Annotated in this window: 23 protein-coding genes; 3 read left to right on the forward strand and 20 right to left on the reverse strand. The window is 37.1% G+C overall.

Annotated features, from left to right (window positions below; genetic code table 11):
• Positions 1 to 146 precede the first annotated feature (146 nt).
• Positions 147 to 1,382 carry an Abi family protein gene (locus tag B7703_RS08605; RefSeq protein ID WP_084924447.1) on the reverse strand — a complete coding sequence of 412 codons (1,236 nt, stop codon included), beginning with the start codon at positions 1,380 to 1,382 and terminating at the stop codon, positions 147 to 149.
• Positions 1,383 to 1,661: 279 nt separating this feature from the next.
• Here B7703_RS08605 and xerS point away from each other — a divergent pair, with 279 nt between their 5' ends.
• On the forward strand, positions 1,662 to 2,732 hold the full coding sequence (gene xerS / locus B7703_RS08610; protein ID WP_045611546.1) for a tyrosine recombinase XerS: 1,071 nt from the start codon (positions 1,662 to 1,664) through the stop codon (positions 2,730 to 2,732).
• A 74-nt stretch (positions 2,733 to 2,806) separates the two neighbouring features.
• On the opposite strand, the gene B7703_RS08615 is transcribed toward xerS, so the two are convergent.
• From B7703_RS08615 to dhaK, 18 genes are all read right to left on the reverse strand, one after another.
• Entirely contained in the window at positions 2,807 to 3,796 is a 990-nt protein-coding gene (locus B7703_RS08615; protein ID WP_049515227.1) for a lipoate--protein ligase, read from the reverse strand.
• A 59-nt stretch (positions 3,797 to 3,855) separates the two neighbouring features.
• The gene (gene lpdA, locus B7703_RS08620; protein WP_084924449.1) at positions 3,856 to 5,559 is read right to left on the reverse strand and encodes a dihydrolipoyl dehydrogenase; all 1,704 of its coding nucleotides are present in this window, start codon (positions 5,557 to 5,559) and stop codon (positions 3,856 to 3,858) included.
• 45 nt (positions 5,560 to 5,604) lie between these two features.
• Positions 5,605 to 6,648, reverse strand: coding sequence for a dihydrolipoamide acetyltransferase (locus B7703_RS08625; RefSeq protein WP_084924450.1), 1,044 nt, complete (start codon positions 6,646 to 6,648; stop codon positions 5,605 to 5,607).
• Positions 6,649 to 6,759: 111 nt separating this feature from the next.
• Positions 6,760 to 7,752: an alpha-ketoacid dehydrogenase subunit beta gene (locus tag B7703_RS08630; RefSeq protein ID WP_033686949.1), complete on the reverse strand. Its 993-nt coding sequence runs from the start codon at positions 7,750 to 7,752 to the stop codon at positions 6,760 to 6,762.
• 15 nt (positions 7,753 to 7,767) lie between these two features.
• Complete coding sequence (locus tag B7703_RS08635) at positions 7,768 to 8,736, reverse strand: thiamine pyrophosphate-dependent dehydrogenase E1 component subunit alpha (RefSeq protein ID WP_084924452.1); 969 nt, start codon at positions 8,734 to 8,736, stop codon at positions 7,768 to 7,770.
• Positions 8,737 to 8,888: 152 nt separating this feature from the next.
• Entirely contained in the window at positions 8,889 to 10,250 is a 1,362-nt protein-coding gene (gene pdrM / locus B7703_RS08640) for a sodium-coupled multidrug efflux MATE transporter PdrM (RefSeq protein ID WP_084924454.1), read from the reverse strand.
• Positions 10,251 to 10,291: 41 nt separating this feature from the next.
• A complete protein-coding gene (locus B7703_RS08645; RefSeq protein WP_084924455.1) occupies positions 10,292 to 11,560 on the reverse strand; it encodes a dihydroorotase in 1,269 nt (422 codons plus the stop codon).
• 12 nt (positions 11,561 to 11,572) lie between these two features.
• Complete coding sequence (locus tag B7703_RS08650) at positions 11,573 to 12,037, reverse strand: NUDIX hydrolase (protein WP_001135768.1); 465 nt, start codon at positions 12,035 to 12,037, stop codon at positions 11,573 to 11,575.
• 9 nt (positions 12,038 to 12,046) lie between these two features.
• Positions 12,047 to 12,700, reverse strand: coding sequence for a uracil-DNA glycosylase (locus B7703_RS08655; RefSeq protein ID WP_084924457.1), 654 nt, complete (start codon positions 12,698 to 12,700; stop codon positions 12,047 to 12,049).
• 61 nt (positions 12,701 to 12,761) lie between these two features.
• A complete protein-coding gene (gene pynA / locus B7703_RS08660; RefSeq protein WP_084924459.1) occupies positions 12,762 to 13,454 on the reverse strand; it encodes a pyrimidine 5'-nucleotidase PynA in 693 nt (230 codons plus the stop codon).
• A 105-nt stretch (positions 13,455 to 13,559) separates the two neighbouring features.
• Complete coding sequence (locus B7703_RS08665; RefSeq protein ID WP_084924460.1) at positions 13,560 to 13,796, reverse strand: hypothetical protein; 237 nt, start codon at positions 13,794 to 13,796, stop codon at positions 13,560 to 13,562.
• 350 nt (positions 13,797 to 14,146) lie between these two features.
• Positions 14,147 to 15,829, reverse strand: coding sequence for an ABC transporter ATP-binding protein (locus B7703_RS08670; RefSeq protein ID WP_084924462.1), 1,683 nt, complete (start codon positions 15,827 to 15,829; stop codon positions 14,147 to 14,149).
• Between the two features lie 21 nt (positions 15,830 to 15,850).
• Entirely contained in the window at positions 15,851 to 16,570 is a 720-nt protein-coding gene (locus tag B7703_RS08675; RefSeq protein ID WP_084924464.1) for an ABC transporter ATP-binding protein, read from the reverse strand.
• Between the two features lie 135 nt (positions 16,571 to 16,705).
• A complete protein-coding gene (locus B7703_RS08680) occupies positions 16,706 to 17,446 on the reverse strand; it encodes an ABC transporter permease (RefSeq protein WP_084924466.1) in 741 nt (246 codons plus the stop codon).
• Positions 17,447 to 17,617: 171 nt separating this feature from the next.
• Entirely contained in the window at positions 17,618 to 18,253 is a 636-nt protein-coding gene (locus B7703_RS08685; protein ID WP_084924468.1) for a TetR/AcrR family transcriptional regulator, read from the reverse strand.
• A gap of 581 nt (positions 18,254 to 18,834) precedes the next feature.
• A complete protein-coding gene (dhaM, locus tag B7703_RS08690) occupies positions 18,835 to 19,209 on the reverse strand; it encodes a dihydroxyacetone kinase phosphoryl donor subunit DhaM (protein WP_084924469.1) in 375 nt (124 codons plus the stop codon).
• Positions 19,209 to 19,784, reverse strand: a complete 576-nt coding sequence (gene dhaL, locus B7703_RS08695) for a dihydroxyacetone kinase subunit DhaL (RefSeq protein ID WP_084924471.1) — start codon at positions 19,782 to 19,784, stop codon at positions 19,209 to 19,211. The genes dhaM and dhaL overlap by 1 nt, the downstream gene beginning before the upstream one ends.
• A 21-nt stretch (positions 19,785 to 19,805) precedes the next feature.
• A complete protein-coding gene (gene dhaK / locus B7703_RS08700; RefSeq protein ID WP_084924472.1) occupies positions 19,806 to 20,795 on the reverse strand; it encodes a dihydroxyacetone kinase subunit DhaK in 990 nt (329 codons plus the stop codon).
• 153 nt (positions 20,796 to 20,948) lie between these two features.
• Here dhaK and dhaS point away from each other — a divergent pair, with 153 nt between their 5' ends.
• Positions 20,949 to 21,479: a dihydroxyacetone kinase transcriptional activator DhaS gene (dhaS, locus tag B7703_RS08705; RefSeq protein WP_084924474.1), complete on the forward strand. Its 531-nt coding sequence runs from the start codon at positions 20,949 to 20,951 to the stop codon at positions 21,477 to 21,479.
• Complete coding sequence (dhaQ, locus tag B7703_RS08710; RefSeq protein ID WP_084924475.1) at positions 21,476 to 22,465, forward strand: DhaKLM operon coactivator DhaQ; 990 nt, start codon at positions 21,476 to 21,478, stop codon at positions 22,463 to 22,465. The genes dhaS and dhaQ overlap by 4 nt, the downstream gene beginning before the upstream one ends.
• A 97-nt stretch (positions 22,466 to 22,562) precedes the next feature.
• Here dhaQ and B7703_RS08715 read toward each other — a convergent pair whose 3' ends face one another.
• The gene (locus tag B7703_RS08715; RefSeq protein ID WP_084924477.1) at positions 22,563 to 23,102 is read right to left on the reverse strand and encodes a ClbS/DfsB family four-helix bundle protein; all 540 of its coding nucleotides are present in this window, start codon (positions 23,100 to 23,102) and stop codon (positions 22,563 to 22,565) included.
• Positions 23,103 to 23,135 lie beyond the last annotated feature (33 nt).

Below are 23,135 nucleotides of genomic sequence, written 5' to 3' on the forward strand. Positions count from 1 at the left end.
TCCCAGTATATACGCTGGTTGAATACAAAAAAGCCCCAATAAATTTGGAGCTTCATTTAGAGTACCCATCACTAAGGCACTCACGCCGTCTCGGCAATTCAATTATATGAACATTATATCAGTATCGTATAATATTGTCAACACTTTTATTGCACTCTTTTTAGAAAATTTTTGTTAATTTTCCATTTTAACTGAATAATATTTTTCAAAAAATATATTAAAAATATTTTTCTGATTCTTCTAACATCGAATAAGGTAACCTCGTTTAGTACTTTCAATATATCAAATAAAGCAATTTTCTTTAAATCATTAGAATTATTAATTTTAGGTTTCAGTTTTAGGCGACGAACTAAATTAGTATTTAGGATCAAATTTTCAGGAGTTCGAATTCGAGAAATTAGACCATAGTGTGCAACACAATGTCTAGCTTCTCTCATTATTTCAAGATAATTTATAAACTCTTCTTTCTTAGAAGATGGACTCCCTACAAAACCTAAATCTTTCATAATATTATTTTGAATAGTAGAGTCTAGACCTAAAAATAGTACAATCAAATCATTTAGCATCAAAGTGTTAATAACTACCCATATAGGTGGATATTCATATTTTGCTACATATGGGTACTTAAATTTGCAGTAATCGCTGTAACTTAAACTAATAAAGTCTCCAGTGCATCCGTTCATTCTAAAATTTGTTAATTGTTGATTATTAGACAAGTTTTGCAAAGCTGAAGACTGTGCTGAATCAACTACAAATTTTCCTTTGAATCTGTTTTTTTCGACACCTCTAAATTTTCCTCTAAATTCTCCATCAAAAAATAATATCTGATTACCTAATCTACTATGATAAGTACAAGTACCAGTGAAATCGACATTATGCGCAAAAACGTCTTTCTGGACATATTTTTTAAAAAATTTATGGCTATTGTATACTTCATGTTTTTGAATATCATAGTTATAAAAATAATTAACTAAATGTGCTGGACCAGAATTTTGATTAGGAATAGAATAATGATTAATATCAAGGTAGAAAGTGTTTAAATTTGAAGTAATTGTATTAAAATTACCAAAATAAGACTTACTTAAATGATAAGAAATACTAGAACTAAGTGCTAATTCAACTAAAGCTAGTTGCTTATATAATTCCTTAGAAATTTGCTTATCTAGATTATACACTCGTCTAAAATCATTAAAAGAAATATTTTTATGGTAAATTTTAGATTCTTTATCACTCAAAAAAAGTGTTTCAAAACCATTAATAGCATTAAAATAATTATTCTGTTTTATATACTCATCAAATATTGACTCATTGATGCGTTTAAGTCCTCTTTGAGATTGAATTTTTCTTTGATCAGGAATGTCTTTAAAAAGCTTATTTTTCATTTTTGGATATTATTTTTCCTTAACATATTTTACATTTCCTGAAAGGTGCTTCATAAATTAGCACTCTCTCTATCTATATTATATCACATATAACAAACCGAAACAGGATAAAATAATTCAGAATTGAATATAATTGGCTTAAAAATTTTTTTGGTTATACTCTTTATTTTTTGCACTTTAAAAAAACTCATGTAACATCTTTCCGAAAAACTATAATTTTCTTGAAAAATATATGAGTCTATGCTATACTACTAGTAGACTTATTTATGGAGAAAATACATGAAACGTGAGATTTTACTGGAACGAATCGACAAACTAAAACAAATCATGCCCTGGTACGTTCTTGAATACTACCAATCTAAGCTTGCTGTCCCCTATAGTTTTACAACCTTGTACGAATACCTCAAGGAATATGATCGATTTTTCAGCTGGGTTTTAGAGTCTGGTATCTCAAACGCCGATAAAATATCTGATATTTCTTTATATGTCTTGGAAAATATGTCTAAGAAAGACATGGAATCCTTTATCCTTTACCTACGTGAACGTCCTTTGCTGAATGCTAATACAACCAAGCAAGGAGTCTCACAGACAACTATAAATCGGACCTTATCAGCACTTTCTAGTCTTTACAAGTATCTGACCGAGGAGGTTGAAAACGATCAGGGGGAACCTTATTTCTATCGTAATGTAATGAAGAAAGTTTCAACAAAAAAAAAGAAAGAAACACTTGCTGCCAGAGCTGAAAACATCAAGCAAAAACTCTTTTTAGGTGATGAAACAGAAGGTTTTCTAACTTATATTGACCAAGAGTATCCACAACAACTTTCAAATCGCGCTCTCTCATCATTCAACAAAAATAAAGAACGTGATTTGGCCATTATTGCCCTTCTCTTGGCGTCTGGTGTCCGCTTATCTGAAGCTGTTAATCTGGATCTAAGAGATCTCAATCTAAAAATGATGGTTATCGATGTCACTCGAAAAGGGGGGAAACGTGACTCTGTCAATGTCGCTGCCTTTGCAAAACCTTATTTAGAAAATTATCTAGCCATTCGAAATCAACGCTATAAGACGGAAAAAACAGATACAGCCCTCTTTCTAACCTTGTATAGAGGTGTTCCAAATCGTATCGATGCTTCCAGCGTTGAAAAAATGGTTGCTAAGTATTCTGAGGACTTCAAAGTCCGTGTAACACCTCATAAACTACGACATACCCTAGCAACTAGGCTCTATGATGCCACTAAATCGCAAGTTTTGGTCAGTCACCAGCTAGGACATGCCAGCACACAAGTCACTGACCTCTATACCCATATCGTCAATGATGAACAAAAAAATGCCTTGGATAGTTTATAAAATACATAAAATAAATTATGTAAAATATATATCAAGAAAAGAAGATGGTCCTACAACCAACTTCTTTTTTCTTTTTATCCAACTACTGCTTCAGCGATTTCTTCACGGCTAATACCAGCGAAGTAGCGTGTGATATCAATAGTTTCTAGAGCTTTAAGGACATCTTCGCGTTCATATTTCACTCCACGAAGGACATCTTCTACTGCAGCAACGTCTTCAATACCAAAGAAATCCCCATAAATCTTGATGTCTTGGATTTTTGATTCAGTAACATTAGCAAAGACTTCAATCTTACCACTGGTGAATTTTGTTCCACGACGGACGTTAAATTCAGGTGATTTACCATAGTTCCAGTCCCAAGTACCAAACTTAGTATCCTTGATGTGATTAATTTCAGCCAATTCTTTCTCAGAAAAAACGTATTCTGTCATCTCTGGATACTCTTTTTTCATGTATTCCAAGAGTAAGTCACGGAATTCTTCGACTGTGATTTTTTCTGGTAATTCATTGATAATATTGGTCACACGAGCACGAACCGATTTCACACCTTTTGATTCAAATTTATCTTTTGAAACCTTAAGGGCATTTGCGAGGACTGACAAATCAACGTCAAAGAGCAAGCAACCGTGGTGCATGATACGGCCATTGATATAGGCTTGGGCATTGCCACAGAATTTCTTGCCATCAATCTCAAGATCATTACGACCTGTGAACTCAGCTTTAACCCCAAGTTGAGCCAAAGTATTGATAACTGGAGTTGAGAAGCTCTTAAAGTCAAAAGCCTTGTTTTCATCTTCTTTTGAAATGATCGTGTAGTTGAGGTTATTTAAATCGTGGTAAACAGCTCCACCACCACTGATACGGCGGACCACCTCAATACCATTTTCTCGAACATAATCACGGTTGATTTCTTCGATAGTGTTCTGGTGACGACCAACAATGATAGATGGCTTATTAATCCAAAGTAGGAAGATTTGATCCTCATCCAAAAGGTGTTTAAAGGCGTATTCTTCCAAGGCAATATTAAAGGCAGTGTCGTTTGAATGATTGATAATGTATTTCATGATATCCCTTTATACGATAGAGACTGGAAAGATATTTTCCAGTCTAGTCTATCTTTCTTTTATTTTTTCTTAGGTGAATGGATAGCCATTCCTAAAACATCCGCAAATGCTTCGTACATCACTTCAGAGTAGGTTGGGTGTCCGTGGATAGTCTTCAACATTTCTTCAACAGTGATTTCCATTTCGATAATGCTCGATGCTTCATTGATCAATTCTGCAGCTGCAGGACCGATGATATGAACACCAAGGATTTCTCCATATTTCTTATCTGCAATGACTTTTACGAAACCTTGAGCAGCATCTGAGGCAATAGCACGACCGTTAGCAGCAAAGTTGAACTTACCGATGGCAACATCGTATTTCTCACGGGCTTGTTCTTCAGTCAAACCTACTGCTGCTACTTCAGGAAGAGTGTAGATAGCTGCAGGAGTCAGATTCAATTTGGCAACAGCGTGATTTCCTTTAAGGGCGTTTTCAGCGGCAACTTCACCCATACGGAAGGCAGCGTGAGCCAACATCTTAGTACCGTTGATGTCACCTGGTGCGTAGATACCTGAAACAGAAGTTTCCATGTATTCGTTGACCTTGATACGACCACGGTCCAATTCAAACTCAACTTCGCCAATACCTTCAAGGTCTGGCACACGACCGATTGAAAGGAGAGCTTTGCTTGCGATGATATCGTCTTTTCCTTCAACCTTGATACGAAGTTGACCATTTTCCTCGATGATTTCTTGGAGTTTAGTGTCAGTTAAGATGGTCATTCCTTTACGCTCAAGGATCAAGCGAAGGTTCTTAGAAACTTCAGCGTCCATAGCTGGGACGATACGGTCCATCATTTCGACAACAGTCACTTTTGAACCAAATGTCATGAAGGCCTGACCGAGTTCGATACCGACAACACCACCACCGATGATAACAAGGTTTTCTGGAACTTCGTTCATTTCAAGAATGTCGTCACTAGTCATGACAAGTGAAGATTCCATACCAGGAACGTTGATTTTGCTGACTTTTGAACCACCAGCAAGGATGATTTTCTTGGTTTCAAGCAATTCAGAACCATTTACCAAGACATTCTTGTCTTTAGTAATAGTACCGATACCCTTATGAACAGTAACTCCGTAGCTACGAAGAAGTCCAGCAACTCCACCAACCAAAGTATTGACAACCTTAGACTTGGTTTCAAGTAGTTTGTCCATATCTACAGTGAAGTTTGGATTTTCGATTACGATACCACGGTTTGCTGCATGGCCAATGTTTTCGATGATTTCAGCGTTGTGAAGGTAGGTTTTAGTTGGGATACATCCACGGTTCAAGCAGGTTCCACCGAGTTCAGATTTCTCAACAAGGGCAACCTTCCCACCGAGTTGGGCAGCTTTAATGGCTGCAACATAACCAGCAGGACCTCCACCAATCACAACGATATCAAAAGCATCATCGCTCTTACCATCATCGTTTGAAGCACTTGCTGTAGGTACAGGGCTAGCTTCTGGCGCTGCTGCTCCAGCTGTTGGGATATTTTCCCCTTCTTCGCCAAGGTAACCGATAACTTCCGTTACAGGGACTGTTTCACCGTCCCCTTTGAGGATAGCAATCAAGTACCCATCTTCTTCGGCTTCCAATTCCATGCTGACTTTATCAGTCATGATTTCCAAAAGGATTTCTCCTTCTTTTACAAATTCTCCGACTTTTTTATTCCATTGGACGATTTGTCCTTCTGTCATATCCACGCCGGCTTTTGGCATAATTACTTCTAAGGCCATGTCTTCCTTCCTTTATCTATATCTTAAAAATGAATACTCTTGTACTTAAATCAACATTGAGATTGGATTTTCAATCAATTCTTTCAAGTCTTTCATAAACTTAGCACCAGCCATACCATCTACGACACGGTGGTCAATGGTTAATCCTAGGCTCATGATAGGGCGAATCACAATTTCACCATTGACGACAACTGGCTTCTCAATTGTCGAGCTCACACCAAGAATAGCTGAGTTTGGTTGGTTGATGATCGGACCAAAGGACTCAACGCCAAACATTCCCAAGTTACTGATTGTGAAGGTTGAATTTTGCAGTTCGCTTGGAGCCAATTTACCATCCAAGGTACGGCCAATGACGTCTTTGAAGGCTACAACCAACTCTGACAAGCTCATTTTTTCAGCATTGTAAACAACAGGTGTCATCAATCCATTATCCATCCCAACTGCCATGGCAAGGTTGACGTAATTATGAGTGATAATAGTCTTGCCATCTTCTGTCAATGAAGCATTGATGTAAGGGTGTTTCATCAAGGTTTTCACAACAGCAAGTGAAAGAAGGTCTGTTACAGTAGTCTTCTTCCCAGTTGCTTCCATAATTGGCTCAAGAACCTTCTTACGAAGAGCCAACATTTCAGTCATATCAACTTCATAGTTGAGAGTGAAGGTTGGCGCAGTTAGGTATGATTCAACCATACGTTGGGCGATAACCTTACGCATTGGTGTCATTGGAATACGCTCAATTTCACCATAAGGAGTGATATTATCAGGAACTTCTTCCACTTTTTCAATCTGAGCAGGAGACTTGATAGTATCGTTTTCGATATTTTCAGGAAGTAAGGCCAAAACGTCCTTCTTCATGATCTTACCACGGTGACCTGTTCCTTGGATTTCCTGCCAAGCAATGTTATGTTCGAGGGCAATTCGTTTTGCAAGTGGCGAAATGCGAACCACATTTGTGTCTTTATAAGTTTCCACGTCTTCTTTGTGGACACGACCGTTTGCACCTGAGCCAGAAACGTCGTAGAGGTTGATCCCTAAATCATCCGCTAACTTTCTAGCTGCAGGAGTCGCTCTTAGCTTGTCATCAGCCATGACCTCTCCAATTTCTATTTATGATATTAAGCGCGCAGAGAGCTCTGTACCTAAAAGATACAAAGTTTCTCGTCTGTTTTATTTTGTTTACATAACTTATATTATGTAGTTCTATTCTTTATTATAAGTCTTACGGATTGCATCTTTGATGCTTTCAACTGTTGGTATCATTGCATTTTCTAGGTTTTGCGCGTAAGGCATTGGCACATCTTCTCCTGCGCAACGGCGGATTGGTGCGTCTAGATAATCAAATGCTTCTGATTCTGAAATAATAGCTGAAATCTCTCCGATATAGCCACTTGTTTTGTGGGCATCGTTGACTAGAACAACCTTACCAGTCTTCTTCACTGAGTTAATGATAATATTCTTATCAAGCGGAACGAGGGTACGTGGATCCACGATTTCAACAGAAATTCCTTCTTCTGCTAATTCTTCAGCAGCTTGAACCACACGGCGAAGCATTTTCCCGTAAGTAACAACTGTTACATCTGTACCTTCACGTTTGATTTCCCCAACTCCAAGTGGGATTGTGTAGTCTGGATCAACTGGAACTTCCCCTTTTTGGTTAAATTCTGACTTGTACTCAAGAATGATAACAGGGTTATTATCACGGATAGAAGACTTGAGCAGTCCTTTCATGTCCGCAGGCGTACCTGGAGCTACAACCTTAAGTCCAGGGATGTGTGTGAACCAAGACTCTAGTGATTGAGAGTGCTGTGCGGCAGAGCCAACTCCATTACCAGCTGCACATCGAACAGTCATTGGAACCTGACCTTTACCACCAAACATGTAACGTGTTTTAGCAGCTTGGTTGACGATATTGTCCATGGCAATAACCGAGAAGTCCATGAAGGTCATATCAACGATTGGACGAAGTCCTGTCATGGCTGCTCCTGCTGCTGCTCCCGAGATGGCAGCCTCAGAAATCGGACAGTCACGAACACGTTCTGGACCAAATTCTTCAAGCATTCCGACAGAAGTACCGAAGTCTCCTCCGAAGACACCGACGTCTTCTCCCATCAAGAACACATTTTCATCGCGACGCATTTCCTCAGACATAGCAAGGATAATGGTGTCACGGAACGACATTGTTTTTGTTTCCATTTTATCTCTTTCTCCTTAGTCTGCGTAAATATCTTCAAATGCTGATTCAAGCGGTGGGAATGGACTTTCTTCCGCAAATTTAACAGAAGCTTCTACTGCTTCCTTGACTTGCGCTTGGATTTCTTCCAATTCTTCCGCACTTGCAATGTTATTTTCAATAAGGTACTTGCGAAGATTTTCGATTGGGTCTTTTTGTTTCCACAATTCCACTTCTTCACGGGTACGATATTTACCAGGGTCAGATGATGAGTGACCAAGCCAGCGATAAGTTACACTTTCAATCAAGACTGGGCCATTGCCACCACGAACATGGTCTACAGCTTTCTTAAAACCTTCATAAACGTCGATGACATTGTTTCCATCTTCGATGAACATTCCAGGAATTCCGTAAGCAGCACTACGTTGATAGATATGCTCCACATTAGTCATTTTCTTGATATCCGCAGAGATACCATAGCCGTTGTTGATGCAGTAGAAAATGACTGGCAGATTCCAGATAGAAGCCATGTTCACTGCTTCGTGGAAGACACCTTCGTTGGTCGCACCATCTCCAAAGAAGCAGACAACGATTTTTCCGGTATTTTGCATTTGCTGACTGAGGGCTGCACCGACAGCGATTCCCATACCACCACCTACGATACCATTGGCACCGAGGTTACCAGCATCAAGGTCAGCGATATGCATAGAACCACCTTTTCCTTTACAGGTTCCAGTGTATTTCCCAAGGATTTCAGCCATCATTCCATTTAGGTCAATCCCTTTAGCAATAGCTTGCCCGTGACCACGGTGGTTTGAGGTGATTAGATCATCTGGATTGAGAGCCAACATAGCCCCCACGTTAGCGGCTTCCTCTCCAACAGAAAAGTGCGTCATTCCTGGCACTTTCCCTTTCTTTACTAATTGCGCAATTTTTAAGTCCATACGACGGATTTCTTCCATCTTACGGAACATCTCTAGCAAAAGATTTTTATCTAAAGTTGACATCTTCTTGCCTTTCTAACTTTCTTCTTACCTTACTATTTTACCGTTTTTGACAAATACTGTCAAAGTTTTTCTAAAAAAATTTCACAAGATAAAAAAGAAAACCCCATGGAAACAAGGGATTTTCTTATCAATAATATTTTTTCACAAACTTTTTATCGTTTGGATTTTGCTAAAGATTCAAATCTCTTCATAATCACAGTTAAACGCCAACGGTAGAGCGCCCCACTCACAATTAGACTAATAATCAAACCGATCCAGTATGAATAAGCTCCAAAATCTGTTAGGGAATCAAATAGCATAGCCACTGGGAGTGTCACCCCCCAATAGCCGACCAAACCAAGGTAAAAAGGAATAACGGTATCCTTATACCCCCGTAAAATTCCCTGGAGCGGTGCTGCAAAGGTATCTGCTAACTGGAAGAAAAGACTATAAGTCAAAAAGCGCGCTGTCAAATCGATAAATTCTGGGTCGTTACCATAAAGACTAGCCACATTTCCCCTAAAAATGTAAAGGAAGGTTAAGGTGAAGGCCGCAAAAATGAGAGCTGTCCATCTTCCTAGACCAATATAGGTTTTCGCATCATCAAATCGCTTTGCTCCCACTTCATAGGAAACGACAATAGCCATAGCCGATGAAATACTCATAGGAAAGGCGTACATAAGACTTGAAAAGTTCATGGCTGACTGGTGACTAGCGATAATCAAGGACGAGAACTTAGCCATAATCAAGCCAACCACGGAAAAGATAGCCACTTCCGCAAAGACAGTTCCCCCAATAGGCAGACCTAATCGAACTCCTTCCTTAATTTTATCCATATTAAGTGGAATTCGTTTCTCAAGATGTAGAGCCTTGAGCTTCTCCTGCTTAAATAAAACCAGAACAGAAATTCCCAGCAAGACCCAGTAAGCCAAGGAAGTACCTAAACCAGAGCCCGCACCCCCTAATTCTGGAACACCAAAGGCCCCGTAAATCAAGAGATAGTTAAATCCACTATTCAAGGGAAGTAACAAAAGCATGAGGTACATAGACAGTTTGGTTAGCCCTAGAGAATCCAGCAAGGATCGAATGACACTAAAGAGCAACAAGGGGATAATTCCGATAGATAAAAACCAGAGATAACGAACCGCTACTGCTGCCACAGGAGCTTCTAGTCCTATATGATTCAAAACAGGTGGTGCCAGGAAAAGTACTAATCCCAGCAAGACCACGGATAGACCCAAGGCAAGATAAATGAACTGGTAAAAATCAGATGCAACTTCTTCCTTTTTCCCTCTCCCAAGATGGTGACCAATGATGGGTACCAAGGCTGATACAATTCCTGTTAGGAATGTAAAAAAAGGATTCCAGATACTGGTTGCCATAGATACACCAGCCAAGTCCATGGTATTGTATTGACCTGTCATAGTCGTATCAACAAAGGAGGCAGAATAATTGGCAAATTGATAAATCAGGATAGGGAAAAATATCTTTAAAAATAAGATAAACTTATCTTTAAAATGATGGGTTTGGTACATATAAGCTCTCTATTCTTTTTGTTTACAGAGCAGACTCCCACCTAGTTTTGATAGACGATTTGTCCCTTACAGATGGTGTATTTAACCTGCCCTTTTAAGGTTTCACCGATGAATGGTGAATTAGCTGCTTTTGAAGCAAAATGGGAGTCCACAAGACGGTCAGCCTTAACATCAAAAATAGTGATGTCCGCTGGGCCATTCTCAGCCAAGTAACCTGCTTCAAAGTTGTAAAGCTTGGACGGGTTGTATGTCATTTTTTCGAGTAATTCCATCAAGCTTAACTCACCAGCTTCGACCAAATAAGTCAATCCAAGAGATAGAGATGTTTCTAAGCCAGTCATACCAGATGGCGCTTTGGTAATATCTTCGACATTTTTCTCATCTGCATGATGAGGCGCGTGGTCAGTCGCGATAACTGTGATGACACCTGACTTGAGACCTTCAATCACGGCACGACGGTCTGATTCCAAACGAAGCGGTGGATTCATCTTAGCATTGCTACCTTGTGTCAAAAGAAGTGCTTCTGTCTTAGAGAAATGCTGTGGCGCTACTTCTGCTGTGACTTGCGCACCCAAACCTTGAGCAAACTCAACTACTTTAACACTTTCTTCCTTAGACAAATGCTGGATATGGACATGAGCCTTGGTCGCATAGGCAATCATGACATCACGCGCCATCATAGCGTACTCAGCCACCCCAGTCGCACCGCAGATATGGAAATGTTCTTTAGCGATATTTTCATTAAAGCCAAGAACACCGTTCAAACCTGGATCTTCCTCATGAAGACTAATAAAGGTATTAAGCTTTTTAGCTTCCTCCATGGCTTCCTTGACAACTTTACTGCTCTCAAGCGGAATACCGTCATCAGAAAAACCAACAGCTCCAGCTTCTAAGAGTGCTTTAAAGTCAGTCAAATCTTGCCCATTAAAATTCTTAGTAATGGTCGCAACCGTCTTAACATTAATCTTCTCTTTGGAAGCTGACTGGAGAACTTCTTGCAAAGTCTCCACGTCTGAAATGGTTGGACTAGTATTAGCCATCATGACAACCGTTGTAAAACCACCTGCAGCGGCTGCTAGGGCACCAGTATGGATATCCTCCTTGTGGGTCTGACCAGGTTCACGGAAATGAACATGAATATCGACCAAGCCAGGAGCAACTACAAGACCTGTAGCATCTAGAATTTTTGCTCCCTCTTCCTTGACCTCAGGCGCAATTTTGATAATTTTCCCATCTTGAACTAAGACATCACACACTTGATCCAAACCAGACTTGGGATCCATTACACGACCATTTTTGATTAGTAGCATCTGCTTTCTCCTTTATTCATAGAAATCAACTTGGGTATCCAACAATTTATCCCCATCATAAACAAACTTGGCTGAAAAGAAGGGTTTATCCTCTAAAAGCCACTCAACAAAGGTATGGTCACCTTCCCAAGTAGGCTTGCTCAAAACCTCATCATAGGGAACCCATTCTAGCGTTCCCTCATTACAGTCAATCAAGTCACCCTCGAACTCCGTCACCTTAAAAACATAGGTGTACCAGTCTAAATCTGGTGTGAATTCTGGAAAGGTGATCACTCCTTTTAGTACTGGTTTTGCTTTTAGACCAGTTTCTTCTAAAATCTCACGGGCAGCACATTCTTGTGGAGTTTCCCCACGCTCTAACTTTCCACCCACACCAATCCATTTCCCTTCATGAACATCATTGGGTTTCTTATTACGGTGAAGCATGAGCAGTTCTTTCCCGTTATCAATGTAGCAAATCGTCGCTAACTGAGGCATATTTTCTCCTTATCTAAGCCAATCGATTGGCTCTTGTCCTGTCTCTTTTAAGAATGCATTGGCTTTGGAAAAAGGCTTGGAACCCCAAAATCCTCTATAAACCGACAAAGGACTGGGATGGGCTGATTCGATGATCAAGTGATGAGGATTGGTAACTAAGGTCTTCTTCTTGCGTGCATAAGCTCCCCAGAGTACAAAAACGACTGGTCTATCTAGATGATTGACCACCTGAATCACAGCATCAGTAAAGGGCTCCCATATCTGACCAGCATGACCATTGGCCCGCCCAGCCGGAACCGTCAAACAAGCATTAAGAAGCAAGACTCCTTGCTCAGCCCAAGCTGTCAAATCATGAGATTTCTTAACCCCGATATCATCTGACAATTCTTTCAAGATATTTTGTAAGGATGGCGGAGCTGGGATAGAGTCAGGTACAGAAAAACTCAAACCCTGCGCTTGACCTGGCCCGTGATAGGGATCTTGCCCTAGAATCACTACCTTAACTTCTTCAAGCGGTGTTGTCAAGAGAGCCTGAAAAACCTTTTCTTTGGGCGGATAAACAGTCCCCTGAGCATAGACCTGATTCATAAACTGATTGATTTTCCCGAAATAACCCTCAGGTAATTGCTCCTTAATCAAAGCATGCCAAGACGAATGTTCCATAGCCGACTCCTTCGTTTTTACTGCCTCTATTATAGCAAAAAGTGGCTATCTAAACCACTTTTTACAGTTTATCTAAACAATCCAGCAAGTCTTGGTAAGAATGAACTTCGTAAGTCGGCTGGGCTTGTGTGTGATTTTCGAGGTGATGAGGATTGTACCAGATAGTGTCAATCCTAGCATTATTGCCACCTTGAATGTCGGCTGTTAGGGAATCTCCAATCATCAGCGTCTTTTCTTTACTAAATCGAGCAATCTGTTGACCGATTTTTTCATAAAAGAGAGCATCTGGCTTTTGTGTTTGCAACTGTTCAGAGATAAAAACTTGATTGAAATAAGGTGCCAGGCCAGACTGAGCCAAACGCCCTGTCTGAATAGCAGTTATTCCATTTGTCGCAGCATACAAGTCATAATCACGATCGATGAGACTGTCCAAAAGTTCATGAGCGCCTGAAAAAGTTTGCCCCTGCTGGGCTAAGTAAAACTGGTAACGCTGGGCTAGAAAACTACCGTCTTTTTCCTGTCCAAAATGAGCAAATAAACGAGAAAATCGCGTGTTGACCAGCTCTTGTTTACTGATTTTCTTTTGCTCTAAGTCCTTCCAGAGAGCCTTGTTCATAGGAACATAATAGTCTTTATAAGTCTGAATATCTGCAACTCCTTCTTCTTTTAGAAGTTGCGTCAAAGCCACATCCTCAGCAGCATCAAAATCAAGCAAGGTGTGGTCGAGGTCGAAGAGTAGAAATTTGTAGAACAATTTGAGAGTTTTCCTTTCTAAAATAAACAACTTTCACTTCATTCGGTTGTTTAATGTAAAAACTTAAAAGTGGTAAAATATAACAAAAATAATAGTTCCAATTGATTAACCAACCCATACTATTCTAGTCAAGTTTATTTTTATTATAGAAAAACTTCTATAAATTCGAGCAATAGTCAACATAAATACGGAGACTACCCCTATAATAGTTAAAACTGATTTTCCTATCCCTGTTTCAGCATTTATTATGTAAGTGTGAAATAAAGGTGCTAGACCTAGCAAAACATATAAGATGTAGAAAGCTAATTTTATCTCTCCGATACCTGCAAAAAAATGTTTCATTTTAAATATTTTCCTTTGAAGCCCCTAATGTTTAAAAATAATGACTGCTTAAAATTAAACAGCTCTAAAATCTAAATATTTGTCAGAGATAAGCTATACTAAGATTATTTTTTAATCACAACCTTCTTGCTCTTATGGTTTAATTATATTATAACACTATAAAATTTTCAATTTAATTGATACTTACCATTTAATCATATTCGATGAGTTGTATTTTACAGCTTAATATTATTTAGCCTTCTTTTTTAGTTACTTTTTAATTCTCAAATTTCCTTTGTTTATACAACCATAATATTATTGAAAAAGAACTTGAGATTAAAGATTTTCATCCTCTTTTTATTCTGGTAGCATTACACACTCAACTCAACCAATTTATAAAATTCACCTTTCCTATCCATCAAGTTATCAAAAGAACCATCTTCAACAATAACTCCATTTTTCATAAAAAGAATTCTATCGTATTTTTTCAACATGCTCTTATTTAACTTATGCGTAACAACAAGAACCGTCAAATCTTGAATTTCTAAAATTGAATTTTCAATTTCAGTAGTAACTTTATTATCTAAAGACGAGGTAGCCTCATCTAATAATAAGATTGGTGTTTTTCGAATTAAAGCACGCGCAATACTAAGTCTCTGTCTTTCTCCCCCAGATAGATTTGATCCATTCTCGCCACATGAAGTTTGTAGACCTAATTCATTTTCTAAAATATAACTTTCTAAGCCAGACTGCTGTACAGCTTTTTTTATATCATCTTCAGTAAAGGATTGACTAAGGGTAATATTTGCTTTTAAAGTATCATCAAAGATATAAACATCTTGCTGAACAATAGTCATTAAGTTATAAAGGCTCTCTGCTGAAATAGCTTGCAAATCTTGATTATCAATTGAGATATACCCACTTGTTACATCATAGAAACGCAGTAATAGATTGAGTAAAGTTGATTTTCCACTACCTGACATACCTACTATTGCAATTTTCCCCCCCTTTTTGATCTGTAAAGATAAATTATTAAAAATCTTTTCCTCAGCATTAGGGTAGGAAAAATCTACATTTGAAAAAGAAATGACATCATCAAAATATTCTTTCGTTTTACCAGTTTGAAGTTCGATTACATCTTTTACCTCAAATGAATTCAGTGTAGCCTGACCTTCACGTAATTTACTCATTCCCATACCAATTTCATTTAGTGGCATTACTACAAAATTGACTAGTTGAACAATAGCTGTAACACTCCCAATTGTGGTATGCCCACCGAAGACCAGATACATTCCTCCACCAAAGGCTACTAAAAAAACAATCATCCCTGAAAGTTGAGAAATAACATTAGATAAAACATCAAATTTCCCTTTGATGAAATATATCTCATCCAATTTTTCGCTTTCGTTTTTGTAATCTTGACCGATAGCCTCTTTCACATTAAAACTCTTTATAACTAGAAACCCTGCTAAAATATCTTTAACCTTAGCTAAATACTTCTGATCGGCAATCATAGCTCTTTTTTGAAGTGAAGCTGATTTTTGCCCAATAAATCCTGATATCATCATTGGAATAATACTAGCAATGATAACTAATAAGGTCAAAAACCAATTACCTATAAACATGGCTACTAGTGAGAAAATCATTAAGGAAATATTTTTTGAAATATTAAAATATTGGTGCAAATAATCCTGCTCAATTTTCTTCATGTTCTCAGTTAATATTGAAATAAATTTCCCTGATTTTTCCTTAGAAAATTCTCTATAATCCCTATCTAAAATAGATTCAAACACCTTATTTTTGTATCTTGACATAATCTGCCTAACAAGTTTATTTCTTAATCGAAGGGATATAAAATTAAGACTGGCATAGATAAATATTACGATAGCACCTATTAGTATCGCTTGGGTTAGAGCTTCCCTATTTTGGGACATTCCACTATCAATTATAATTTTAATAGAATAAGCAAAAGCAATATTAGTTAAAGGAACTAATATATTAAAAATCATGAAAGTATAAAAAGACTTCTTATGGTACTTTGTCAATTGTTTCATTCCTAATCTACCTCGTAATTCTTAAATTTCATTTAGAAAATGTGACATAAAATATTCTTCTAAGTCAATATTCTCTCTCCTAATCTCTTTCATAGAGACCTGTTCTACAATTTCTCCATTTTTGATAACACCAATTTTATCTGCTATCTGTGAAATTTCCGATAATATATGACTCGATATTAGTATTGTAATTCCATGCTCCTTAGAAAGCGACAACAAAAGATTCCGAATTTCTTGAATTCCTATTGGATCTAAACCATTGATTGGTTCATCTAAAATTAACAATTTAGGTTTTGTTAGAAACGCACGAGCTAAACCAAGCCTTTGCCTCATTCCTAACGAAAACTCTTTTACTTTTTTAGTCGTATTTTTTAATCCGACCATCCTTAAGGCTCTTATTATATCTGATTCGGTAATATTTTTCCTCATATATTGCGCGTGAATTTCCAAAATTTCTTTTGCTGTGAGGTTTTCATAAAAAATTGGTGTTTCAATAACACTTCCAACCTGACTTAGGATTTCTTCTCTGTGTTCTTGTAGATTTTTCCCAAAAATCTCAATACTACCTGATGTAATTGTTGATAAGGATAACATACATTTCATTAACGTTGTTTTTCCAGCACCATTCGGTCCTAAAAAACCATAGATTTCTCCTTCAGCAATTTGAAGGTTGATACCACTTAAAATTTCTTCTTTATCAATTGTTTTAAAAACTTCTTTTACTTCAACAATATTTCTCATTTCTATCTCTCTTTCTATATCTAGCTTTAAATGCAAGGATTTTTCTTCAGGAGTATAAATACCAACTTATACAGCCTCTTCGTTTAAATAAATCATCACAAAATTAGCACTTTCTTTCCATTAAATTTAGCTATACTACTTGATATTAATATCTTTTCTTGAAATAGTATAAATTGAAAATGAAACAATTATTAAACTTATGAAACTAGCAAATATTAAGAAGAATAAGTTATCAACAAAATTATTAGTTAAACTACCTGAACTTACATTCGAAAGTAACGCTGCTAAACCAAGTCCTGAAAGCATTGTTATAGCTATTGAATGCCTAATCATACCTAAAACAAAAGGTAGTATTCCGATTAATACTGTTCCAACCGTAATTCCAGCTAAGTTAATCATTTGATTAGCTATTGGAATATAATTCGATTCGGTTAAAACTGCTACTAATTTAATTAATAATTGAATAACTAAATGTGCAGTAAAATGAGCAATAAATGATATCAGAATTACTGTAAGCATTTTTCCCCATAGTAACTTTATTTTAGAAACAGGGTAGGAAAACAGCTGAAAAATTGTTCTTCGTTTAAATTCATCAATAATAATCGCAGACAATAAATAAGATTCAAAAATCAAAAATGCTGCTTTAGTAAATAAAGATCCAAACAATGATGTTGCAATTGCCCAACTTCCCCATTTATCAGTAATTTTAATATTATTGGCACTCTGTCCAACAAAATCTCCCAGTTTATTATCAGTACCTAACCCCATGATTATGATTCCTGTAATACCTAATATTATCAATATAGTACCCAACCAAGCAAAAAATAATTTTGATTTTGAAACTTTATTTAATTCAATTTTAATAAGCGACAACATAGATTTTTCCTCCAAAAAATTTTGTTAATATTAATTACACTATTCAAAAAGCACTTTACATACTTTCGGTATGTCTAATTCTAAAAAATATACATACTAAAGGTATGTATACTAGAATTTTTAATACCATATCTAGAGTATGGTATTTTTTAAAATATCAATACTTAAAATTTATTTGACACCTTTTAAGTGATCAAATAATTGGAAAATTACTTCCATCATTTCATCAGTAATCAACTGCACTCCCAAACCTTCAAAAGTTAGTTTAATGAACTTCATTTTACTCTTTAATTCTTCTACTGAATAAATAGAAATTTGGAACCCAATCCAAATATTCAAAGTTAAAACAATCAAATCAGCTAGCTCTTCAGGATATTCTGTTTTAATTGATTTATCTTTAACACCTTCGAAAATTTTTTCTCTAATCCCTGGTAAAAAATCAGAAAATAAACTTAAATACTGCTCTCCTAACAAACGTGGACTTCTTAGCATAATTGAGACAGAGTATACTAATCTTTGTTGTTCTAAATTAGAGAACGCATCCATCAAAGAATTTTGTATTTTTTCTAATGCAGTATCTCCTCTCCAATTGTAATTTAAAATTTCATGATTATTTTCGCTAATGATTGATTGCAATATTTCATCTTTAGACTCGAAATGATGATAAATAACACCTTTCGTCAATCCACCTAACCCATCGATTATATCTTGTATTGAAGTATTATCAAATCCTTTTTCTAAAAATAACTCTTTCGAAACTTCTAATATTTTTTTTCTAGTTTCATGTGAGTTTCTATTCCTTGCCATTATAACTCCCTTCTAACATACTAACGGTACGTAATCTCATTATAATGCAAGAAACTAATAATGTCAAGATTCTTTTTATCCCCTATAATTTTCAAAATTCATTGGTAAATCACTATTCTATACAATTGACAGCCCAAATCTTTCAGAATAGAACAATCCTAACTATCGAACACCCTAACATCATAAATATCTATGCAATTCTAGACCTAGAATTCCTATAAACTAAATGTTTTCGCACTATTCTAAGCCATTGATTGCCTTAAATTTTAATTTTTGAAGAATTCTAAAGTTAGAATAGTCCCATCACAATCAGTTTTGAATTATTATACTCAATGAAAATCAAAGAGCAAACTAGGAAACTAGCCGCAGGCTGTACTTGAGTACGGCAAGGCGACGTTGACGTGGTTTGAATTTGATTTTCGAAGAGTATTAACAATTTAGAAACGCTATGATTCCACTCCTTTTACATTAAAAAGGAACTGCCCAAAGCAATCCCTTTCTGATTTTGAAATCATTTACTTAAAATTTGATAGTTGAGATAATCAATAACTCACCTATAAAAGGAATGATAGGAAGATTCCTTATTTATTGATTTCAAGCTCCGACAACTGTGTTTGAATAACTGACAGTTCTGCACCAGCCTGAAGAAGAGCAGCTGCAGTATAGGCACCTTCTACAATTGGAACCCTGTTGATGATGATACTTTTATCACTGAAATCAGCCACCATTTCTAAGTTCATTTTAGCAGAACCTAGGTCAAAAAAGGCTAATAAAGTATCTGCTGGATTTTCGGAAACAACCCTATCTACTTGATCAAAACTTGTACCAATTCCTCCATCTTCGATGCCTCCTACATAAGTAATCGGAACATCTTTAGCTACTTCACTAATCAGTTCAACGACACCTTCTGCAATGTGTTTGGAATGTGAAACGATAACAAGACCAATACTTCCCATTAAACCACCCCAGTTTCTAAAAGAGCAGTAAAGAGTAATCCTGATGAGAATGATCCAGGATCAATATGTCCAAGAGAACGTTCTCCTACATAAGATGCCCTTCCTTTAGTTGCAAGTAAATCTTTGGTAGCATTCACTACCTGATCAATAATCTCTTGAGTCAATTGACCAGCAGACAAGGCAGCAATAACAGGAGTCCAAACGTCAACCATTGTCTTTTCTCCAACTTCTGCTTTTCCACGTTTGATAATCATATCCAAACCGCTTTGTAATATTTCCTCTATTTTCGAATTTGAATCAGCCTTGGCCATGCCCATAAAAGCAGAGCCATACAAGGGACCAGAAGCACCGCCTACCTTGCTCAGTAATTGCATTGAGACAAGTTTAAACACATCACTGCTTGTTTCAAATTGCTTTCCTTCTAAGTTTTCCATAACTGCAGCCATTCCACGCGCCATATTTCCACCGTGGTCTCCATCTCCTATAGGAGTGTCTAACTCACTAAGGTAATCTTTCTGTTCTTGAATCTTTTCATTAAAAAGCTTCATCCATTCAAGAGTTTGTTCAACATTCATGCGACATTTCCTCCTTGAGTTTTACCAAGCTGGTGTAGTAACAGGTGCATTTAGAGCATCCAACCACTCATCATCTGCCAATCGAATCAATGTTAATGACAAGCCGGCCATATCAATTGATGTCATATAGTTTCCAATTTTCTTAAATGTCAACTCAACACCTTTTTCATGGAGTAATTTAGCCACATCATTTGCAAATACGTATTGTTCCATAAGAGGAGTGCTTCCTAAACCATTGATGAGAAGGCCATAGCGTTCTCCAGCTTTAAGTTGGAAACCTTCAGATAATTTTTCAACCAATTCTGAGGCCAATTGTGCTGAAGGTTGCATTTTCTCTTTCTTATATCCCGGTTCACCGTGGATACCAACTCCATATTCAAATTCATCATCTTCTAGAACAAATCCTGGTTTCCCAACTTCAGGAACAGTTGCTCCAGACAAGGCCAGCCCAATTGTTTTAATTTCTAAGACAAGTTTATCGGCCAAGTCCTTCATTTCAGCTAATGATTTACCAGAACGAGCTGCATCACCCAAAATTTTATGGACTAATATAGTACCTGCAACACCTCGACGCCCTTGGGTATAGAGACTATTTTCAACAGCGATATCATCATCAACCACAACGCTTGCTACATCAATACCTTCCATTTCAGCAAGTTCTTGTGCAATTTCAAAGTTCATAATGTCACCAGAATAGTTCTTGATGACCATGAAAACTCCAGCACCTTCATCAGCCGCCTTAATGGCTTCTAAAATTTGGTCCGGAGTAGGTGAAGTGAAGACTGCTCCACAAATGGCAGCAGACAACATTCCATCTCCTACAAAACCAGCATGACTTGGTTCATGTCCTGAACCTCCACCTGAAATGAGTCCAACTTTTCCTGTCTTTTCTGCCTTTCTAACGATGACATCAAAACCATCTAAGCGTTCTACCAAGTCATCATGCATGAATGACAACCCCTGCAACATTTCATCAACAACCTGTGTCGGTTCATTTATAATTTTTTTCATGAGAAACTCCTTTCGGCATTTACCTTTGTTTTCGCTTTCATTATATATTTTTTATTGCTGGATGATAAGGGACAGATTCTATTATTTGTCCCCTTTTAAACCCGTTTAAAACATTTTTTTGGTAAAATGAAGTAAGTAAAAGAAAGGCTTCCTATGGCATCATCACTTATTACAAAAAAACGGATTGCCAAGGCATTTAGAGACCTATTAGCTACTAGAGAATTTGACAAAATCTCTATTGTAGAGATCATGGAATCAGCTGGCATTCGTAGACAGACCTTTTATAATCACTTTCTTGACAAATATGAACTGCTAGACTGGATATTTGAAAATGACTTAACCGAGTATATCACCAATAACTTGGACTTCATTTCAGGCCAAAAACTATTACAAGAATTATTTTTTTATTTCGAACAAGAGCGTGACTTTTATATTCAACTTTTTGATATTCAAGGGCAAAATAACTTCTATGATCACTTTATCAGCTACTGTCGCTTGCTTGTATCAAAAATTTTAAGAGAATACGGTCAGATTGATATCGATTCATCTGCTTATACTTGTTTTTTGTTAGACTATCATTCACATGCTTTAGCAGAAATCGTGAAGGCTTACGTCAATAAAAAAAGTCCAGTTCCACAACCAGACTTTTTAATCATGACAATTATTGGAAAGAGACCACAATGACATTTATTTCAAATCATAAACAGAAAATTATTTCAAGTTACATTTCGGCAACTGTCAGCAGTCATCCTGAATTAGAAAAACACCCTACCTTACCTTTAGTCTATCAAAAAAATCGCAATCCTCATCAGGTTCCAATATTGTCGGGTGGAGGTTCAGGTCACGAACCTGCTCATATTGGATATGTGGGAGAAGGAATGCTTACTGCTGCTATCTATGGCCAATTATTTACTCCTCCCACAAGAACTGAAATCTTAGAGTCCATTCGTTTTTTAAACAATGGTCACGGTGTCTTCATCATTGTAAAAAATTTCGAAGCAGACATCAAAGAATTTAGCTGGGCCATTAACACTGCTAGAAAAGAAGGAATTAAAGTCGGCTATAGTTTATCACACGATGATATTTCTATTGAACCTCACAATAGATTTCAAATTAGAGGAAGGGGACTTGCAGGGACTATTTTACTTCATAAAGTTCTAGGGTATGCAGCTCAAAATGGTGCCGACATCGAGCAACTAACTGATTTAGGTCATCAGCTTGCTCCCGAAATCGCAACAATTGGCTTTGCAACGAAATCGGCTAGTCTTCCCCAAACCACCCGTCCACTATTTAACTTAGAAGAAGGAAATATTTCTTATGGTATTGGGATACATGGCGAAGAAGGCTATCGTATCGTCCCATTCCAATCATCGGAAATCCTTGCAAATGAAATTATAAGTAAATTAAGATTACACTATCATTGGAAACATGGGGATCAATTTATATTGCTTGTAAATAATCTAGGCACTACCAGCAACTTAGAAATGGGCATATTTATCAATGATCTCCTTCAACTCTTAGAAATTGAAGGAGTCACTATTACTTTTATAAAATCAGGAACATTTATGACCAGTCTAGATATGGCAGGTATATCCGTAACTCTTTGCCCCGTAAAAAATAAACAGTGGTTAGAAGCGCTCAATGCTCCAACGACAGCTTTTGCATGGTAATTTGCTTGTATAACTCAAAAGGGCTACATCACTTGATAGCCCTTTGCTTTTATCTTACTTTTAAAAGAACTCATTCTTTCTATTTCAAATAGTCCATCTATCCTTTACAATTCTTCCGATGAGCTTTGAGTTTTTTCAGAGCCCAATCATAGTGGCTTGACGTGCTACTAACAAAGTAGGAACCTAGACTTGTTCCGCCGGTCCACTTATAGCCACCTTTGGTAAAGAGTTCGTCATTGCTAAAAACTTCTATCAACTCTAAAACCTTCCTATGTGATTGTTCTTGGAGTCTAGTCGCTTCTTCTAAGGAGGTTTTCTGGTGCTTCTTCCAAAAAGCGACATTCATTTCTCCATAAGTTTTCCAAGTATAAGGTTCAGGGAGAAAAGGTCTTTCGTGACCTTCTTGATTAGAATGTACCCAAGTCAAAAGTAACTGCTGCCATTCATAAAGATGGATCAAGACATCCCGTAGATTTTTATCCCTTTTCCAGTGAGCTTCTTTTTTCTTTGAGTCTCTTGAAAAATCAAATGGAGTCTGTAGCTCATCTTCACTTAGTTGGGAGATGAAACGATTGAGCTTTTCATAGTTTTCCTTAGAGGCCAGCATTAGCTCCTCTTTTGTTTTCGGTCTAGGCACAGGAGTACTCCTTTCATATTACTAGTTATTATT

Source organism: Streptococcus mitis (assembly GCF_002096735.1).
In the GTDB taxonomy this organism is placed as follows: Bacteria; Bacillota; Bacilli; order Lactobacillales; family Streptococcaceae; genus Streptococcus; species Streptococcus mitis_CZ.

Bases quoted from the DNA above. Each gene is read 5' to 3' on its own strand.
- B7703_RS08605 (WP_084924447.1), bottom strand. From the start codon at position 1,382: ATGAAAAATAAGCTTTTTAAAGACATTCCTGATCAAAGAAAAATTCAA.
- xerS (WP_045611546.1), top strand. From the start codon at position 1,662: ATGAAACGTGAGATTTTACTGGAACGAATCGACAAACTAAAACAAATC.
- B7703_RS08615 (WP_049515227.1), bottom strand. From the start codon at position 3,796: ATGAAATACATTATCAATCATTCAAACGACACTGCCTTTAATATTGCC.
- lpdA (WP_084924449.1), bottom strand. From the start codon at position 5,559: ATGGCCTTAGAAGTAATTATGCCAAAAGCCGGCGTGGATATGACAGAA.
- B7703_RS08625 (WP_084924450.1), bottom strand. From the start codon at position 6,648: ATGGCTGATGACAAGCTAAGAGCGACTCCTGCAGCTAGAAAGTTAGCG.
- B7703_RS08630 (WP_033686949.1), bottom strand. From the start codon at position 7,752: ATGGAAACAAAAACAATGTCGTTCCGTGACACCATTATCCTTGCTATG.
- B7703_RS08635 (WP_084924452.1), bottom strand. From the start codon at position 8,736: ATGTCAACTTTAGATAAAAATCTTTTGCTAGAGATGTTCCGTAAGATG.
- pdrM (WP_084924454.1), bottom strand. From the start codon at position 10,250: ATGTACCAAACCCATCATTTTAAAGATAAGTTTATCTTATTTTTAAAG.
- B7703_RS08645 (WP_084924455.1), bottom strand. From the start codon at position 11,560: ATGCTACTAATCAAAAATGGTCGTGTAATGGATCCCAAGTCTGGTTTG.
- B7703_RS08650 (WP_001135768.1), bottom strand. From the start codon at position 12,037: ATGCCTCAGTTAGCGACGATTTGCTACATTGATAACGGGAAAGAACTG.
- B7703_RS08655 (WP_084924457.1), bottom strand. From the start codon at position 12,700: ATGGAACATTCGTCTTGGCATGCTTTGATTAAGGAGCAATTACCTGAG.
- B7703_RS08665 (WP_084924460.1), bottom strand. From the start codon at position 13,796: ATGAAACATTTTTTTGCAGGTATCGGAGAGATAAAATTAGCTTTCTAC.
- B7703_RS08670 (WP_084924462.1), bottom strand. From the start codon at position 15,829: ATGAAACAATTGACAAAGTACCATAAGAAGTCTTTTTATACTTTCATG.
- B7703_RS08675 (WP_084924464.1), bottom strand. From the start codon at position 16,570: ATGAGAAATATTGTTGAAGTAAAAGAAGTTTTTAAAACAATTGATAAA.
- B7703_RS08680 (WP_084924466.1), bottom strand. From the start codon at position 17,446: ATGTTGTCGCTTATTAAAATTGAATTAAATAAAGTTTCAAAATCAAAA.
- B7703_RS08685 (WP_084924468.1), bottom strand. From the start codon at position 18,253: ATGGCAAGGAATAGAAACTCACATGAAACTAGAAAAAAAATATTAGAA.
- dhaM (WP_084924469.1), bottom strand. From the start codon at position 19,209: ATGGGAAGTATTGGTCTTGTTATCGTTTCACATTCCAAACACATTGCA.
- dhaL (WP_084924471.1), bottom strand. From the start codon at position 19,784: ATGAATGTTGAACAAACTCTTGAATGGATGAAGCTTTTTAATGAAAAG.
- dhaK (WP_084924472.1), bottom strand. From the start codon at position 20,795: ATGAAAAAAATTATAAATGAACCGACACAGGTTGTTGATGAAATGTTG.
- dhaS (WP_084924474.1), top strand. From the start codon at position 20,949: ATGGCATCATCACTTATTACAAAAAAACGGATTGCCAAGGCATTTAGA.
- dhaQ (WP_084924475.1), top strand. From the start codon at position 21,476: ATGACATTTATTTCAAATCATAAACAGAAAATTATTTCAAGTTACATT.